We start from the raw sequence: 17,822 nt of genomic DNA, 5'->3' as shown, positions 1-17,822 counted from the left end.
CCCGAGCCCAAGAGGCCTTGCACGCGCGCCGTGGCCGGACGCGCCATTACTTCGGAGAGGATACGGAAACGATGAATTTAAAACGCAGGGCTTATTGGGCGGCGATCCTCTTCCTGATCCCCGCCGCCGCCATTTTTATTCTGTTCTTCTACGTTCCGTTCGTGCAGAGCATCTACTATTCGTTCACCGACTGGAGCGGCATGGGCGAGCCGACGTTCATCGGCTTTGCGAATTATGCGCATATCTGGAAAGATCCGCATATGACGGACGGGCTGTGGAATTCGCTGAAGATGGCCGCGTTCGGCCTCGTCGTGCAAAATCCGCTCGCGCTGCTCGTGGCGGTGCTACTCAACCGGCAATTCCGGACGCGCGCCTTTATCCGGACCGCGTTCTACTTGCCGGTCATCATCAGCCTGGTCGTCGCTTCTGTCGTCTGGGGACAGATGCTGCAGTACGACGGACTGATCAACGAGATGCTGGGCCGGCTCGGTCTGGAGGCGATAACCGAGGATTGGCTCGGCAACGTGCGGACGTCTTTCCCGGCGATTATTCTGCTGACGCAGTGGCAGGCGATCGGCTACTGCGCGATCATTTATCTGGCCGGCCTGCAGGCGATTCCGCAGGACATGTACGAGGCGGCGGAAATCGAGGGGGCCCGCGGCTGGTCGCTGTTCCGCCACATCACGCTGCCCATGCTGATGCCCGCGGTCACGATCGTGCTCTTCCTGACGGTCGTCGGCGCGCTCAAGCTGTTCGACCTGCCGTACATTCTGACCAACGGCGGTCCCGGCACCTCGTCGTATACGCTGTTCTTGGCCGTTTACAATGCGGCGTTCAGGGACAACAACTACGGTTATGCGACTGCAGGAGGCATCGTGCTGGCGATTTTCATCGTCGTCATCTCGATCGCGCAGCTTTCCGCAACCCGCCGCAAGGAGGTCGAGCTCTAGATGAACGGATCCAAACGGGCCTCCGTCGGAACGGAAATCGCGTTGATCGTCGCGGCCTGCTTCTTTCTGCTGCCGGTCCTGTACCTCGTGCTGATGTCGTTCAAGGAACCGCGTATTTTCTACAAGCCGCTGCAACTGCCGGACCGGCTCTACCTGGATTATTACCGGCAGGCGCTGGGCGAGGAATTTTTCCGCAGCCTGCTCAATTCGCTGCTCGTGACGGCGGGCGGGCTGGCGCTGACGATTTTCGTCGCCTCGATGGCAGGCTACGCGCTGTCGCGCCGGAAGGAGCGGATTTTTCAGCTTTGCTTCTACCTGTTCATGTCGGGCATGGTCATTCCGACGGTCGGCTCGCTCATTCCGCTGTTCAAGCTGGCGACGTTCCTTCAGCTGATCAATACGCGGACCTTGCTCGTCTTCCTGTACACGGCCGGCTTCATCCCGTTCGCTTCGTTCCTCTACGCGGCGTTCACGAAGTCGATTCCGCGCGAGCTGGAGGAGTCGGCCAACATCGACGGCTGCGGATCGTTCCGGATGTTCTGGGTCATTATTTTCCCACTGCTTCTGCCGGCGACCGGGACGTTCATCCTGACGAATGTGTATGGGATCTGGAACGATTTCCTGACGCCGCTCATCTTCCTCAACTCACCGGAAAAAATGACTCTGATGCCGATGATCGTACAGTTCATGTTCAATCAGCAGTCGATCAACTTCGGTCCGGTGTTCGCGATCAGCGTACTGGCCATGCTGCCGCTGCTGCTGCTGTTCGTGCTAACGCAGAAACATATGCTGCGCGGGCTCGTCATGGGCTCGGTCAAGGGGTAAGTGTAAAATCCAACAAAATGACATCGTAAATGGGAGGGCGAACGCGATGAAGAGCGGCTATGAGGTTGCGGTTTATTATTTCCCGCAATGGCATGCGGATCCGAAGAATGAGGCGAGCAAGGGGAAGGGTTGGACGGAATGGCCGTCAATGCGCAGCGCGAAGCCGCGGTTCCCCGGGCATGAGCAGCCGAAGACGCCGTTGTGGGGAGAGATCGACGAAGCCGATCCCCGCGTCTCGGAGATGCAGATCGATGCGGCCGCCGATCACGGCATCACGTCGTTCCTGTACGATTGGTATTGGGACATGGGCGGGGGCGAGGGCCCTTTCCTGCAGCGGGCGCTGGAGGAAGGGTTCTTGCGGGCACGCAACCATGACCGGCTGAAGTTCGCGCTGATGTGGGCGAATCATAACGAGGTGTCGCGGGAGCGGTTCGACATGATGACAGATTACGTCATTCGCGCCTATCTCGGCCGCGACAACTATTTGACGATCGACGGCAAGCCGTATTTCTCGATCTATGAATGCATGACGCTCGTGAAGGGATTGGGCGGCATCACGGAGACGGCCGACGCGTTGGCGGATTTCCGCCGCAAGGCGGAGGCTGCCGGCTGCGCGGGCCTTCATCTCAATCTCGTGGAATGGGGTTTGAATCCACGGCATGAAGCGATTATCGGGTCCGATGCGAATGCCTTGCTCGACCGGTTCGGCATCGACAGCGTGACGTCGTATGTATGGCTGCATCACCTGGAGCCGGAGACGTTCCCGGACGCCGATTACGTCCGATGGGCGGAGGGAGCGACGGCAATGTGGGACGGGCTGCAGGCGCGATTCGCCTCCGTGCCCTATTATCCGAACGTAACGATGGGCTGGGATCCGAGTCCGCGCTGCGATCCGGACCGGCCGTACAGCAGAGGGGAGTATCCCTACACCCCGATTGCGGCAGGCAACACGCCGGGAGCGTTCGAGGAGGCGCTGCGGAAGGCCAAGGCTTACGTCGACCGCGCGCGGCTAAAGCCTCCGATGTTGACGATATACGCCTGGAACGAATGGACGGAAGGGGGGTATCTCGAACCGGACACGAAGTACGGCATGGCTTATTTGGAGGCGATCCACAGCGTCTTTCGTCCCTGAGACGGAGGACGGCGCGCTGGCTGAATACCGCTGCCACGACGCTTCACTGCTGCACCGCTACAACGCTGCACTACTGCGACGTTACAACGCTGCACTACTGCATTAATTTGCGGTAGGTTTTCCCGTTCGTTCGCTTCTTGTTAGGGAAGTGCCTTAACGGACAGCCCCGATCGCTGACGTTCCCGGCCGTGACGGGCGGCAAGGCGCGCCTGTATTTCACGTCGGGCGTCGAGCATGCGCCGATCATTTACGAGTTTGAAGTTTATCATCATTGAAGGTTGTAATCATTAACGATCGTGGTTCGTTCTGACGGTTTCAAGTCCGGACGGACCGCGCAAGGAGGAGTAACATTGGCGGCAACAAAACGACTCGCGGGCTTGACGGCGCTTATGATGGCGCTCGGCCTGCTGCTGCAGCTCATCCCCGATGGCATCGTTCGGGCGGAGAGCGACAAGATCTACAGAGAACCGCCCGAGACCGCTTACGCCGAACCGCCCGCCGGTTCGCGAATCGTCTCGCAAGGGTCTGCCGTGACCGGCTATAACGGCATGAAATTCAACGACGGCGATCCGGTCAATATAACGGACGGCAATGCCGCCACGATGGCGGGCGGCTACGGTCCGGTCGATTTCTACGTCGATCTGGGGCGCGAGCTGGCGCTCGACTATGTCCAGGTGCTGTTCAACCGCTTCTGGAACGGCACGAACAAAATCTACGTGTCCGGTGATGCCGAGAACTGGACGCCAGTCCTGGCAGGGGACGGCAGCGCCTATGAATATTTGAAAGATACGGCCGCGACGGATGGGGAAAAGCAGCCAAACGAGCTGGGAGCGCAGCTTCCTGACGGGACGAAGGGCCGCTATGTCCGGTTTACCGCGCGCGAGTGGGCGAATTTGTACGAATTCCGGGTGTACTCCTCCGCGACGATCCAGGCCGAGCGAATCGCAGTCCGGGGTCCGGCGAAGCCGGAGGTCGTGAACGGCTTGTCGATGAAGCTGACGGCCGATGTCGCGCCCGCCTCCGCGACCGATAAGGCGGTAGTCTGGAGCGTGGCGCCGAAGGGCGATTCGGCCGGCGATGCGACTATCGATCCCGGCAGCGGCCTACTGATGGCGAAATCGCCGGGCGTCGTGACCGTTACGGCCACGGCGGCGGACGGTTCGGGCGTCTCAGGCTCCGCCGACGTCGTCATTCTGCCCGAAGCCGAAACGTGGCGTGAGCTGGAAATGGCGCTGGAGAGCGTCGCAACGTACGACGATCCGTTCCGGGACGTGGATGTGACCGCCACGTTCTCAGGTCCGGGCGGCACGGTGCTGACACGGCCGGCGTTCTGGGACGGCGGCGGGACGTGGAAGGTTCGCTTCGCCCCGACGAGAGAGGGCGAATGGACGGTGACGACGGCTTCGAACCGGCCCGACGACGCGGGCTTGAACCGAAGCGAGCCGATCGCCTTCACGGCCATTCCCTACGACGGTCCGCTGGAGATTTACAAGCGGGGCTTCCTGAAAGCCGAGGAAGGCAAACGGCACTTTACATACGGCGACGGCACGCCGTTCTTCTATCTGGGCGACACGCATTGGCTGATGCCGGACGAAGACTTCGAGTCCTCGAACGTCGAGGGCATCGATTCGCAGTTCAAATACGCGGTCGACCATCGCGTGAGCCAAGGCTATACCGTCTACCAGTCGGAGCCGCTCTACTCGAACGGCATGGGCTTGAACGTATCGCAGGGCATTCGGTCGGACAGTCTGGCCAAACTGGCGGACATCGACCGCAAATTCCAATACGTTGCGGATGCCGGGCTGGTGCACGCGAACGCGGCTCTGACGTTCACGAGCGTGCTGAACGTGACCGATCCCGAGCTGCTGCAGCGCCTAGGACGGTATTGGCAAGCGCGGTACGGCGCCTATCCGGTGCTGTGGACGACTGCCCAGGAGATCGATCCGCTGATGGGCGGCGTCGATCCGCAATACTGGCAGTTGGTCGCCAAGGGCATCCATGACAGCGACGGCTACAAGCATCCGCTGACTGCCCATATGGCGGCGGTGGCGTCGTTCGAGACGACCTGGGGCGACAAGCCCTACCATTCCTGGTTCGCGGCCCAGGTGCTGACGTTGACCAAGGAATTTTATCAATCGTTTATGGCGTATCCGAAAATCAAGCCGATCGTGACGTACGAAACCGGCTACGAGCATAACAGCACAACGACCGAATATGCGCGCAAGGCGCCGTACATCGCGTTCCAGAACGGTTCCTTCGGCTTCGGGTACGGGGCGCAAGGGGTGTGGGCGATCAATCATTCCCCGGACGACTGGTTCCATTACGGCCCGTACTACCGCTGGTTCGACGGCCTGCAAGCGGAAGCGGGCAGCCAGATGACGTACTTCAAGCGCTTCTACTCGAATCTGGAGTGGTGGAAGCTGAAGCCTGTATTCAGCGATACATCCTACGCCGATTTTGCTGCCGACGGGCAGACGTTTCTGGCGGTCGACGGCAATAAGACCTATACGGTATATTTCGCGCCCGGCACGGAACGGGGGATCGGAACGCTGAAACGGATGGCAGATACGACGTACAAGGCGCAATGGTATAACACTCGCACCGGCGAGTACACGCTGATTTCCGATCAGATCGTTCCCGCGGGCGGACAATGGACGGTGCCTGAGAAGCCGGACGAGGAAGACTGGATGCTGCTCGTCACGTCCGCCGAATTCGCGCTCGCGCCCAAGCTGACCGTAGGCAGCGCGGGCAACGCGACGACGATCTTCACGCAGCATGGTACGCTGCAGATGTCGGCGTCCGTGGCGGGCGAGGACCGGACGGGCGAGGTCGACTGGAGCGTGACCGCACTGGACGGCTCCCCGACCGCGCTCGCTTCGATCGATGCTGGCGGCCTGCTGACCGCCGCTGGGAACGGCATCGTGCGCGTCGTCGCCTTGGCCGGGGACGGCAGCGGGGAGCGCGCCTCCAAGACGGTCATCCTCGCGCGGCAGGACAGGAGTGAGCCGCCGGCAAAGGCGACGAAAATTACGATCAAGGATGGTGGCAACCGCCAGCTGCTGGCCTACTTCGAACCGGCCGATTCGCTGGATCAGCGTGTGGAATGGAAGGTTTACGAGGCCGACGGCGTCACGCCGACGACCAAGGCGCAAATCAGCGAAGCCGGGGTCGTTTACCTGTTGGAGGAAGGGACGGTGAAGGTGGTTGCCACGGCGTTGGACGGTTCGGGCACGAGCGGTTCCTACGATTACACGATCAAATTCAATGACAAGATCGTCAATCCGCTCTTCGAAGGAGCTAGTGTCACCGCCTCCTCGACGGACTATCGCAACGACTATCGCCCGATCAAGGCCATTACGAGCAATCACGGCGATTGGGCGGGATGGACGTCCGGCCTGGACGGGGGGACCTCCTACGATAACCCGCAGTGGCTGCAGGTGGCCTTCAAAGAGCCAACGACTTTCAATCATGTGGAAGTGTATTCGACCAAAGGGTTCCAGATGAAGGACTTCGATGTTCAATACTGGGACGGGACGAAGTGGGTCGCGCTCTACTCGGTCAAAGGCAACGAGTCCGAGGCGATCAAAATCCTCATGCCTGACGTGACGACGGAGAAAATCCGGGTCATCTGCTACAAAGGGGACGGGCTGGGCATTGCCCGCGTCAGCGCGATCGAAGTGTATCAGGATGAAGAGTCGCACGATGCCCGGCTGCAAGGGATCGCCGTCGGCGGCCAGCCGATCGCAGGCTTTGCCCCGGATAAAACCGGCTACGATGTCCAGCTTCCCGCAGGCACGGCCGCCGTACCCGTCATAAGCGCGACCGCGATGGACGATGGGGCGGCGGTAGCGATCACGCAGGCCGAGTCGACTTCGGGCAAGGCGACGATCAAGGTCACGGCCGGGGACGGCCTCACGAAGCTAACGTATGAAGTGCGCCTGTCCGTCGAGCCGGGCGGTTACTGGCCGGGGCCGATAACCGGACCGGGAACGGGCGGCGAGCCGACCCCGGAGAACCCGGGCGCGGAGCCGGATGACGGACCGAATGCCGGCACGGGCGGACAGGGCGATCCGGACACCGTCAAAATGCCGACGGACGTGCCGGACGGCCACTGGGCGGCGGCCTCGATTCGCGAGGCGGTGCGGCTTGGCATCGTGACCGGTTATGCGGACGGGACGTTCAAGCCGGACCGGGCGGTCAGCCGGGCGGAATTCGCCGCTATGCTGGCTCGCGCGCTGAAGCTGCCAGCGGGCGATGCCAATGCGGCGGCGGCGTTCGCGGATGCTGACAGCATCGCGAAGTGGGCACAGTCCTATGTGGCGCAAGTCGCGAAGCGAGGCATCATCGCCGGCTATCCCGACGGCACCTTCCGTCCGAACGCGAGCGTGACGCGGACGGAGATGGCGGCGATGATCGTTCGTGCCGCAGGCGTTCAAATCCGTGAAGGCACGGTCCTGCCGGCGTTCGCCGATGCCGTTCTCATCCCGAAGTGGGCCGTCCCTTACGTAGCCGCAGCAAAGGAAGCGGGTCTGATGAAGGGCGTCGGCGGCAGCCGCTTCGGTCCGGCGGGCATCGTCACGAGAGCCCAGGCGGCAGCGGTCATCATGGCGATGCTGGACGGCCGGTAGGCCGAAGCGCTTTTTTCACCGGGGCCGCTCTCCTGCTGTGGCGGCCCCACCGCCATCGTGGCGGTCCTTCCCTGAGGCGACCCTTTCGCCGAGGCCGCCCCTCCAAGACCAAAAATATAGGATTTAGTGTGCTGCTGCGAATGGTAGCCACCTGTTTCCGCTTGCGCTTTAGCTCTCCCGCATTCGGGGAGAGCTCTTTTTGTGCCACTGGTTTACCATGTCTGATTTTTGTCACTCGGATATCCGGAATGTGGTGGGAAATTTATCAAATACAGACGAGAAGACTCCTTCCTCAAAGCGGAAGCCTAGGTAGGAGATGAATCGTCTTCGGACAAGGGTGGCAACTTTGCCATCTCAATTGTCCGACATGATTTTAAAGCAGTTTCTTTCCTATTTGAAATCGAACTGGTGTTCTGGTATAATGGTAGATATGGGGGGATTGGAAATGAGTCTGAATACGATTACGATCAAACTTCCTTTGTATCGGCCAACATTGGTGAAACAAGACATGTATAGAACCATGAGATCCCACTTTTCACAAGCTAGCAATCAAGCCCTTCTGTACCTACAGGAAGCCCCGCTATACAAGGCAACAGAGCTGGATCGCCTACTTCGTTCCATACCACTACCATCAACGCTTCTTCAAGAAGCAAGAAAACAGGCGGTCAGCAGGTATCAAGATTGGCGGAAGCATGCAAATACCAAGGGTTTTCCTTCCTTTCGAGCGAATATCTCGATTCTGTTTGATAATCAGAACTGGCGGCTCCGTTTCGATCAAGGACACCTGAAAATCGGCATCCCTACTATCGAAGGCCATCTAACCATCGATAAATATGTGCCTGCCAGCGTCAACGATTATGCTTTGTTTTGGGTGAACTACCTTCTAACCGGGGAAATGGATCCAAACAGCAAACATTATAAACCTTCTTACGAAGGAATCTCGAAACCGAAAAAAGGGAATGCGCAGCTTTTTGAGCGCAAGGGAAAGTGGTATTTTGCTTTCACCCTTTCTTTTCAACTTCAGGAATCGCCGAAAACGAACAAAGCGATTGGCGTTGATCGCGGATTACGCCTCATTGCGGTTGCTGCCGATGCCGATACGGGGAGATACCTGACCTTTAACGGCAAACGTATCGGCCATATCCGCAGGCGGTATGCCCGTTTGCGAAGGGAAATCCAGCAAGCGAAAAACATGAAAGCGCTCAAACGACTCGAACATAAAGAACGGCGCATGATGCAATATTGGAACCATGTCATGGCCAAAAGTATCGTGCAATTTGCGAGTGTGAGCGGGGCGTCCATCATCAAACTGGAAGACCTGAGCCGCATTCGTTCGATGAAAAAATATTGGAAGCGTGCAGATCGCAATATTCATGCCTGGGCGTTCTATGATTTGGAACAAAAGATCACCTATAAAGCCGCGTTAGCCGAGCTAAACGTGGAGAAGGTGAATCCCTATAAAACCTCTCAGGAATGCAGTCAATGCGGAATCATTCGAAGGAACCATCGCAGGAAAGATCAATTCCAATGCTCTTGCGGCTATCACGATAACGCGGACGTCAATGCCGCCTTCGTCATATCCCGTAGACCATCACTTGTCATATAAGACAAAACGACGGCGTAAAAAGCCGTTGTGCAGGGCTAGATACCTTGCATAAGGCATCTGACTGTGCTGAATACCTAACCGAGAAGTTCTATCCGTCACACCAAAGACGTTCAACATGGACGGAACTGAACCCCGGAGTTTGCTCGGATACAGATATGAGAGTACGCATCTCCTCTGTGATCATGGAACAAAATCCTAAGGTAACGGTAACTGAACCTGCTTCACGCTAATGAGGCGAATAAGGGGAATCCCCCGCCTCTAAGCAAAGTGTAGGCGGGGGAGGATGTCAACACCCTGAAGATAATATTTTGCTTGCAGGTGATTTATTCACCGCATTTTTTGGTAAACTCCGGAGGCCGATAGAAAAGTTCACTGCAAATATGGAGGAATCACTTCAAAGCGGAGCGATTGTCGAGAGATTGCAACCAAGGTTAACCGCCTGCGCTCATTGCGGAGTGGTTAAAGATGCCTCGATCCAATATTTAAATTTGGTGAAGAATAACAACTAAACGTAGGTCGGAGTTGAGTTCTAGTCGACTTATGAGTTCGGTATGCCTGTCTTTTAAACTGCCCTTCTTAATAAAACGAACAAGCGCCGCGGCGCATAATTGCCAATCTTGACCAACTATGAGTAAAATATGATACGACAGGTCCAACATATGGTACAATGGAAAATGATGTAAGCCAATTTAATTCAAACATGTGTTGGGGGAACAAATAAATGACAATCATTGATTCAAGTTATTTTTGGCAAGGAACAAAGATTAGACTAAGGGCAACTCAAAGAAGTGATTGGGAACAATGGAAATTGGAAAGTACCGACAGTGAAGCAATTCGGTTAATGGAATGGGGTATCGAACTTCCTAAAAATGATATAGACGTTGCTGAAACGTCGGATAGGTTTGATAATTTCAAGGACAATTTCAGAAAAATGTTTGCTATCGAAACGCTATCAAATAATCAGTTAGTTGGATTCATTAACTTAAATTCATTAGACCATAAAAATGGAGTGTTTAGTTTTGGTTTGGGAGTGAATAGAGGGTATAGGAACAATGGATACGCAACAGAAGCAACAAGAATTATTATGCGATATGGCTTCTATGAACTACGCATGCAAAAATGCAATTCCAGCTGTGTTGAAATAAACGAAGCATCACTTAAATTCCACAGAAATCTTGGATTCATTGAAGAAGGACGGAGAAGAAGAATTATTTATATGGATGGAAAATTTTATGATAACATTTTGTTGGGGGTAACAAGAGAAGAATTTGATGAAATTGAAAAACAGTATAGTAATAATAAAAATCAATAAAAGAGAAGTTCTATCCACTGGCACAAACTTTACTGATATTTCGTTACTTAGCCTTTAATAGGGCTGGCTCGGGCACGGCACTAACCCTTCCTTGGGATTGAACGACGATCATGCCATCTTCGCGTTGAGTTGGACCATACTCTCCCCGGCGAGGGGAGAAGCCCCATGCGTGAATATGTTATACGCAGTTCTCGACTTCTTGTTTAGCATTCAATTGATTAATCCTCCCAGAAAAAGAAACAATCAAATATCGTATAACTTCCGTTTTCATTAAAATTTGTAGGAATTGAAATATTAAAATCGAGAGGTTCTTCAAGAAAATCTTTACTTAGAATCTCAAAATGATAATTATTCAAATATTCCTTTATCCTGTTCTCTATTTCCATCCAATCTCCAGAAGGTACTGTTCCTATTAACTTGGATGTTAAAAACTCACGACTTCCTCCATGTGAATCTCGTGTAACTTGACTTCTTCCATATACAGCGATAGGTGCGTGTCTACACACATACAGCAAAATACCATTGATTGTCTTGTTCTCTTTAACAATTTCTGTTGATGAACCATCTTTTTTGTAGCAGAAGATAGGTACATATGACGCATAACCACTTCCATAGTGATTAAAGTCTGCTTCGACTTTCAAGTTGTTTATTGAGCTTAAACTCCCTACTATATTATTGATATATGAGTCGATCTCTTCATCATTTTTCTGTTCAACATTGTAAGGATAGAATTCCCCAACAAATGTTTGATGGACGATCGACTTTAAGATTATTTCATCTTTCTTCATATCTTTCCGCCTTTCGAGAATTGTGTATAACTTCTTATTTGCGAAATTCGCAAATATATCATATCCAAAGTATTCGCGAATTGATTCGACTATCCTGCCCCGAGTCGTTCGAAGAACAGGTCGTCATTGACGTCGTTTCCTTCAAACAACTTGAGGAAGCTCTCATGCTGACTTCTGATGCTCGCGAGTTCTTTATCAACTTCAGACTCGATGGAGCAGGCCGACACAATTAGCGCTGTAAGGCATTGATTTTTTTGCCAAAATAGGTTATTTTATAGACAGCTTAGCGATAAGCAAGTTCCTGACACGAAGGGAGATGTGTTTTAATGGCAACTACTTATATGGTGGTTTGGTCTTAAAACTGAATAGCAGGCATACGCGAAAAAAGCGGGAAAACGCCCGTATTATTTGGTATGCCATCCAAAGTAACCTTTCGTGAATATTGCTGTTTGCAGGATACGATGAAGGTCGTATCTTTTTTGCGTCCTGATGCCGCGCGACAGCAGCTTCTTTAGAGGCTGCTTGTCCGTGGCATTTTTGCGTCCAAAAAACAACATTAAAGGAGCTAACAAAAAAACATGATGGATTTGAAAACCTATGGCTACACAGAAATAGAAGCAATTCCCGACGGATTATTGCCCGGCAGGGTGACGGAGCTTCGGCGCGAGCGCTTCACGGTCATGACCGAGCGCGGCGAAGTAACGGCGGTGCTCAAAGGCGTGTTCTATCACAGTGCGGAAACGCGCGTAGACTTTCCGTGCGTCGGTGATTTTGTCTTGCTGCACTACAACGAGAGCGGAGATTCTCTCATTGTTACGGTACTGCCCCGCCGCTCCAAGTTCTCACGCGCGGATTACTCAGGGCATGACGCAGGCTATGCGAAAACCGTGGTAGAACAGGTCGTCGCAACCAACTTTGACTATGTGTTTATCCTTTCTTCACTGAATTGGGATTTCAACGTTACCCGCATCATGCGGTACCTTACACAAGCCAGGCAGAGCGGCGGCCAGCCGGTCGTCATTCTGACCAAGGCTGATCTCGCCCCAGATTATAATCTCCCGCTCGCAGAAGTCACACAAAGCATCCCTGATGTGCCGGTTCACGCGATCTGCAGTCATACAGGCCTGGGACTGAAAGAACTAGATCCCTACTTGATGCCTGGTAAAACAGTCGTCTTTCTCGGCATGTCCGGCGTCGGTAAATCGTCCCTGCTCAATGCGTTGATAGAACAGGATGTAATGAAGGTTCAGGCGATCCGGGAGGCCGACAGCCGGGGGCGGCATACGACAACGCACCGTCAGCTGTTCATGCTCCCCTCCGGCGCGATGGTCATCGATACGCCGGGTATGCGTGAGCTTGGGCTTTTTGATGCCGACAAAGGCATACGCGCAAGCTTTACTGATGTGGAAGAATGGTTCCCGCAATGCCGATTTACGGATTGCCGCCATCAGGCCGAGCCGGGCTGTGCCGTTCTCGCCGCGCTTGCCGACGGTTCGTTGTCGCGTGAACGGTGGGAGCATTATGTTGCCCAGCAGCATGAGAACAAGTATGTCCAGGATAAAACGAGCTACCTCATCGACAAGAGGGCTCGAAACAAAACGATCGCCATGTGGAGCAAGCAAACGAAGAAAAACGGGGGATGGAAAAAATGAATATTAAATTAGAAACGCTGATCTATGCCTTAAGCCGACGGTTCAAGAAGGATATCATCTCGGCCGACTGCCAAACCATGCCGTTACAGGGCGGAACTGTGGGAAATGTGTACCTGGTAACGGGGATCGCCGAAACCGCGGATGGCGAAAAATTGCCGTACCGTATCGTGCTGAAAATCCAGAAGAAATGGGAGCGTTACGGCGATCCGGGTTCATGGCGCCGGGAATATGATCTCTATGCGTCTGACTTGGGAGCGACGTTCTCGGATGCCTTCCGCTGGCCGACATGTTATCACGCCGAGATCAATGCCGAAGAAAATGAATTCCAGCTGTGGCTGGAATATATCGATGGCGTAACCGGTTTAGACTTGACTGGTGACATGTATGAACAGGCCGCGCTGGAGTTAGGACGCTATCAAGGAAAGCTGTATGCGGAGCAGCCCGCTGTGCTGCAGAGCCTGACCAACCTGAGCCATGCAGATCTCATGAAGAATACGTATCTGCATTACCGGTCATGGCCGGTCGTCTACGATTATATACGCTCGGAGGACTGCGAATTCCCGCAGCACGTGCGGCAAATGCTCATCGACATCGATGAGCACGCAGACGAGATACTCGCCCGCATCGAAAAATTGCCCCTCGTGCTATGCCACCGGGACTTCTGGGTGACCAATCTGATCTATGCCGACGGGAAAATCGCGCTCATCGACTGGGATACATCCGGATGGGGCTACCTGGGCGAGGATCTCGCAAGCCTGATTGCGGATGAAGCGGATATCGATCACATGGTCGAATACTACCAGCGATGTGTCCCCGCGTATTACAAAGGCTTTTCGGAGTATGCGGATGTATCCCCTATCGCCGATCATTGCGTCTACGAGCTGATCCTTCTCGTATTCGGGTACAGGCTTGTGGAGTGGTATCTCCACACAGAGGACGATGACGAGAAGACGAAGAGTGTCCATACGCTCCAAAAAATCTATGAAATGAAGACCAGCCCCACGCAGGGTTGACTCTAAAAAAAGAACTCCGAAAACCCTTGAATGTAGTGGGTTTTCGGAGTTTCTTTCATTACTCCCATTCGATCGTCGCCGGCGGCTTGCCCGTGATGTCGACCGTGCCCCGCCTTCTTCTACCAAATGCCGATCATGTCATCTCCTTATTTTCACAGGCATTCTTCATACCAATCATCTTCAAGATTTTGAATAGTATCTTGTAAAAGATCTGAAAATGTTGGAGCTATAAAATAAACAAAATCAGGGTCATGTACATAAAAGATAACTTGCCCAACTGTACCATGTTCTGTTGGGTCAAAGTCTAACATTAAATACAGTGACCCTCCTACAACCTGTGCAAAAGGGAACCAGCGCTTGTTAAATAAATACGGCTTAATACGAGAATCAAGCTTACTTATTTCCTCATCGCTGTAATATTCGCTCATTAAATTATCGCGATCGCAGAAAAATTTCTTAGTATCTCTAATATCATCAAAGGAAAGCAATGTAAATGGAATACAACTATCTTTATATGAAGTATACAAGAGATTAAGCGGATAGCCGCTGCCATCCTTAAGTTTATAAAATGCCTTAAAATCTGTTGGTAATGAAATGCTAAAATCTCTTTCAAAGTCCTCAATTTGTTTATCTGTTACTCCTGTTATCTTCTTGTACTCTTCAAAGTACTCAATATCTTCATCAACAACTTTTTCAGCCAATAAACCCTCTATTTTTTTATGTAATTCATCTATTTGAGACATCTTCCTTACCTCCAAATCTATAAATTCCCTTCACAATGAATCTATTAGTCACTATTCCACCTTTAAGAGCCGAAAGGCTCTTTATACTAATCTTCTGGCATTTGCCAACCCGTTTCCTCATCCCAAATGGCATCCGTATCATCTAGATGCACATGCCAATCCCCATTAGAAATACTTCTTCTAATATCCGTCAAACAGGCCAACCAATAAAACAGCGCATGCAATGTATCTTCAAAATCATCCGAAAAGGGCAGCTTTGTAGAACCTGCAAAAATTACTGTTGGTTCATCCAGATCATAGTCATAAACACAAAATGTTTCTCCAATATCCTTCATTTCAAAACCCGCATTGTATTTATCAATGATGGCCGTTATCTCTTGCTCCTCACTGTTGGTAAGGTTATGGTTCCTCATACAAGTGTAATAAACAGAAACTCCCATGCTACATTTCTCCTTTTTTCTCAGTATATCAGAACTAACGTTCTCGTGCACAATTAATCTGATGCTCGCTTTTTTTGATCACGTACTATTGTACTTGCATTTCATTCCTAATTAAAGTACTAACCTGTTTAATTGGCAGCATCATCCATCTGATAAGATTTGAAGGGCGCTAACGAACCTGACAATCCTTATATGGCTCAAAATGGGACCTCTTGAGTTGTAACGAATCTACCGATCGTTATTCACCGAAAATCGGCCGCTTCCCCGCCTTTTTTCCAGCAATAGCGTGTCTCAGGTTCGTTACACGCGGGGCAAGTTGATTTTTCGGCCAATAGCGTGTCTCAAGTTCGTTAGCCCTAGTCGTCGGCATTGGGAGGATGAAGTGGAGGGCAGCCGGATCACTATCCCCCCTGATGGTACCGTGCAGTAACATGGGGTCGCGTCCATACTCGATCGAGACCGTCTTCCGAAATCGCTCCAATACAGCGTTGACAGAAAGGGTTTTCAAAATTATAATTTGTTACACATGGTGTGTAATGAATAAACGAGGTGTAACATAAAATGAATGAGAAAGGATTGCGGGACCGTATGACGACCTCGGAACAGCCGACAGCACGCCCATGGATAAAGTGGGTGGTCATGCCTATATTTGTGCTGCTTATGTATGTGCTTAAATTACGCGAGCGGTTATACCGCTATCGACCGGAGCCGCTGGAGCGGTTGTATGGCAAATCGGGGCCTTACCAAAGCGCCAGCGTTGTCATTCATGACGAACAGGGACGCCCGCTATATCGGATCGATTATCCGGAAGATCGGACGGATGCCTGCCCGGTTGTCATATGGGGCAACGGCTCGGATGCTCAGCCGGAGAATTATGGAGGTTTGTTGGCTCATCTGGCCACTTGGGGGTTTGTGATTGTCGGCAATTATTGCCGCAATACGGGAACCGGCAAGGAGATTGCGGACACCGCCCTCTATGTGTTGCGAGAGAATGACAAGCCAACAAGTCTGTTCTACGGCAAGATTCGGACGGATCGGATTGGCGCGGTTGGTCAATCTCAAGGCGCGACCGGGGTTCTGAACGCCAACAAGTATTTGGAGAAGCCGCTTCAGACGGTTGTTACGATTGCTCTGCCGGATCTGAAATGGTGCGATGCAAAGGATGTGTATGGAGTCGAGGACCAGTCTGCCGACTTGTTTTTCATGGCCGGTACGCACGATTTCATTATTTCTCCGGCAGCTTCCAATGCGAAAGCCTATCATGCGGTTCGCCCGGGGCAAGCGGCAGCCATGGCTATGACTAAATGTGCAGATCATCTGGAAAGCATGGGGAACGGAGGCATGCATAGAGGCTATCTGACCGCGTGGTTGCGCTATCGGTTGGCAGAGGACGGGCAAGCCGCTGCCGCCTTTACGGGTAAGAGCCCCGAGATATACCGCAATAAAGGCTGGAAGCATGTTCGCACCCAAAATCTTAAAGACGATAATTAAAGACGGGAAGAGGGAATCAACCAATGAAAACGATTAAGCGCGTTCTTTTTTATTCCATTGCCGCCGCTGTGCTTGCCATCGTGTATTTCAACCGTAAAGTTCTCAAGAGACCGAGCAGCAAAACCAGCTTTGAGCAAACGAAGCCTGGCAAGTGGAATAAAGTGAAGCTGGGCACAAAAACAGCGGCAACCGACGGTTCGAAGTTTTTTTTGTACACCCGCAAAGGTGCAAGCCGCAATTTGATGGTTTATTTTTGCGGAGGCGGTGCCTGCTGGGACGGCGAGACGGCGCATATCCCTTTGTCACTGCGCTCTTATCTCAAGCATGGACAATTCGGCTATTACTTCGCGCGAATTCCTTTTTATATCCTTAGCATGCATCGGGGAATTTTCGACCAACGCCCCGACAATCCGTTCTCGGAATGGAACGTCGTATTTATTCCTTATGCGTCCGGCGATTTTCATATCGGCCATACGACAGCCCGTTATCGGAGCAAAAACGGGTCAAAATCCCGAACGGTCAGGCATAACGGCAGAAATAACGTAGAGGAAGCGTTACAGTGGATTTACCGGAATTTCGAAACGCCGGATAAGCTGCTCATTGCAGGCTCCAGTGCCGGAGGCTTCGGTTCCGCCTTCTGGGGGAGCGAAATCGCGAATCATTACGCCAGTGCCGAAATCTATCATCTCTCGGACAGTTCTTTTCTCGTTTCCGATCAATGGCCGGCCATTGTGGACAACAGTTGGAAGGCTGAATTTGAGCGGACGTTCTCTTATCCGATGGAAGCGGATATGATTGGAGCCGCATTCCGCCATAACGGCACGGCCATGCCTGCTCATTCGGTCCTGCTTCATGCCTGCACCGTCCACGACAAAGTGCTGACTTCGTTTCAGAATAGGCTGAACGGCAGAGGGGACGAGATCAATAGGCAAAGCTCGGAGGAATGGAGCCGTCAATTCCGGGCGTCCACCCGCGGGCTTGACGAACAATTGCCAAATTTTTATTATTTTCTCACCGACCATGAATACGATTCGACGACTCATACGACTCCGCATACTTTGCTGCCGATGAAAGCCTTCTACGAGGCGGAGGAAGAAGGTACGAAATTAATAACGTGGCTCGACGGCATCATTCATAAGAACAAGCGCGTCTCGCTGGGCTCCCGCTTTCTTCAAATCAAGGAAGACGAACCGGCGGATGCAGAGAAAGCTGGATTGCAAGCCTAGAACAAGGGGGAAAAGC

13 protein-coding genes are annotated in these 17,822 nt (G+C 52.7%); 10 read left to right on the top strand and 3 right to left on the bottom strand.

What is annotated here, in order from left to right:
* The first annotated feature begins 71 nt into the window (after positions 1 to 71).
* From ACFQ0N_RS33490 to ACFQ0N_RS33465, 6 genes are all read left to right on the top strand, one after another.
* Complete coding sequence (locus ACFQ0N_RS33490) at positions 72 to 950, top strand: carbohydrate ABC transporter permease (RefSeq protein ID WP_379334464.1); 879 nt, start codon at positions 72 to 74, stop codon at positions 948 to 950.
* The gene (locus ACFQ0N_RS33485; protein WP_379334463.1) at positions 951 to 1,775 is read left to right on the top strand and encodes a carbohydrate ABC transporter permease; all 825 of its coding nucleotides are present in this window, start codon (positions 951 to 953) and stop codon (positions 1,773 to 1,775) included.
* 46 nt (positions 1,776 to 1,821) lie between these two features.
* A complete protein-coding gene (locus tag ACFQ0N_RS33480; protein ID WP_379334462.1) occupies positions 1,822 to 2,907 on the top strand; it encodes a glycoside hydrolase family 99-like domain-containing protein in 1,086 nt (361 codons plus the stop codon).
* A 350-nt stretch (positions 2,908 to 3,257) separates the two neighbouring features.
* Positions 3,258 to 7,535, top strand: a complete 4,278-nt coding sequence (locus ACFQ0N_RS33475) for an S-layer homology domain-containing protein (protein WP_379334461.1) — start codon at positions 3,258 to 3,260, stop codon at positions 7,533 to 7,535.
* A gap of 445 nt (positions 7,536 to 7,980) precedes the next feature.
* Positions 7,981 to 9,141, top strand: coding sequence for an RNA-guided endonuclease InsQ/TnpB family protein (locus tag ACFQ0N_RS33470; protein ID WP_379334460.1), 1,161 nt, complete (start codon positions 7,981 to 7,983; stop codon positions 9,139 to 9,141).
* Positions 9,142 to 9,862: 721 nt separating this feature from the next.
* Positions 9,863 to 10,453, top strand: coding sequence for a GNAT family N-acetyltransferase (locus tag ACFQ0N_RS33465; RefSeq protein ID WP_379334459.1), 591 nt, complete (start codon positions 9,863 to 9,865; stop codon positions 10,451 to 10,453).
* A gap of 218 nt (positions 10,454 to 10,671) precedes the next feature.
* On the opposite strand, the gene ACFQ0N_RS33460 is transcribed toward ACFQ0N_RS33465, so the two are convergent.
* The gene (locus ACFQ0N_RS33460; protein ID WP_379334458.1) at positions 10,672 to 11,241 is read right to left on the bottom strand and encodes a hypothetical protein; all 570 of its coding nucleotides are present in this window, start codon (positions 11,239 to 11,241) and stop codon (positions 10,672 to 10,674) included.
* 578 nt (positions 11,242 to 11,819) lie between these two features.
* Between ACFQ0N_RS33460 and rsgA the strand changes: the two genes are divergently transcribed.
* Both rsgA and ACFQ0N_RS33450 read left to right on the top strand, forming a co-directional pair.
* Entirely contained in the window at positions 11,820 to 12,893 is a 1,074-nt protein-coding gene (gene rsgA, locus ACFQ0N_RS33455) for a ribosome small subunit-dependent GTPase A (RefSeq protein WP_379334457.1), read from the top strand.
* The gene (locus tag ACFQ0N_RS33450) at positions 12,890 to 13,906 is read left to right on the top strand and encodes a phosphotransferase (RefSeq protein ID WP_379334505.1); all 1,017 of its coding nucleotides are present in this window, start codon (positions 12,890 to 12,892) and stop codon (positions 13,904 to 13,906) included. Before rsgA ends, ACFQ0N_RS33450 begins: the two co-directional genes overlap by 4 nt.
* Positions 13,907 to 14,058: 152 nt before the next feature.
* Here the strand turns inward: ACFQ0N_RS33450 and ACFQ0N_RS33445 are convergent, their stop codons facing one another.
* Both ACFQ0N_RS33445 and ACFQ0N_RS33440 read right to left on the bottom strand, forming a co-directional pair.
* Positions 14,059 to 14,649, bottom strand: a complete 591-nt coding sequence (locus tag ACFQ0N_RS33445; protein WP_379334456.1) for an SMI1/KNR4 family protein — start codon at positions 14,647 to 14,649, stop codon at positions 14,059 to 14,061.
* A gap of 86 nt (positions 14,650 to 14,735) precedes the next feature.
* Positions 14,736 to 15,089 (bottom strand): hypothetical protein, encoded by a 354-nt coding sequence (locus tag ACFQ0N_RS33440; protein ID WP_379334455.1) that lies wholly within the window; start codon positions 15,087 to 15,089, stop codon positions 14,736 to 14,738.
* 561 nt (positions 15,090 to 15,650) lie between these two features.
* Here ACFQ0N_RS33440 and ACFQ0N_RS33435 point away from each other — a divergent pair.
* The gene (locus tag ACFQ0N_RS33435) at positions 15,651 to 16,580 is read left to right on the top strand and encodes a poly(ethylene terephthalate) hydrolase family protein (RefSeq protein ID WP_379334454.1); all 930 of its coding nucleotides are present in this window, start codon (positions 15,651 to 15,653) and stop codon (positions 16,578 to 16,580) included.
* A gap of 23 nt (positions 16,581 to 16,603) precedes the next feature.
* Positions 16,604 to 17,806 carry a pectin acetylesterase-family hydrolase gene (locus ACFQ0N_RS33430; protein ID WP_379334453.1) on the top strand — a complete coding sequence of 401 codons (1,203 nt, stop codon included), beginning with the start codon at positions 16,604 to 16,606 and terminating at the stop codon, positions 17,804 to 17,806.
* The last annotated feature ends 16 nt before the right edge of the window (positions 17,807 to 17,822 follow it).

This window comes from Paenibacillus sp. GCM10027626, from assembly GCF_042676285.1.
In the GTDB taxonomy this organism is placed as follows: domain Bacteria; phylum Bacillota; class Bacilli; order Paenibacillales; family Paenibacillaceae; genus Paenibacillus_Z.
Note: the sequence above shows the minus strand (reverse complement) of the source record. Positions and strands in the feature narration are given on the sequence as shown.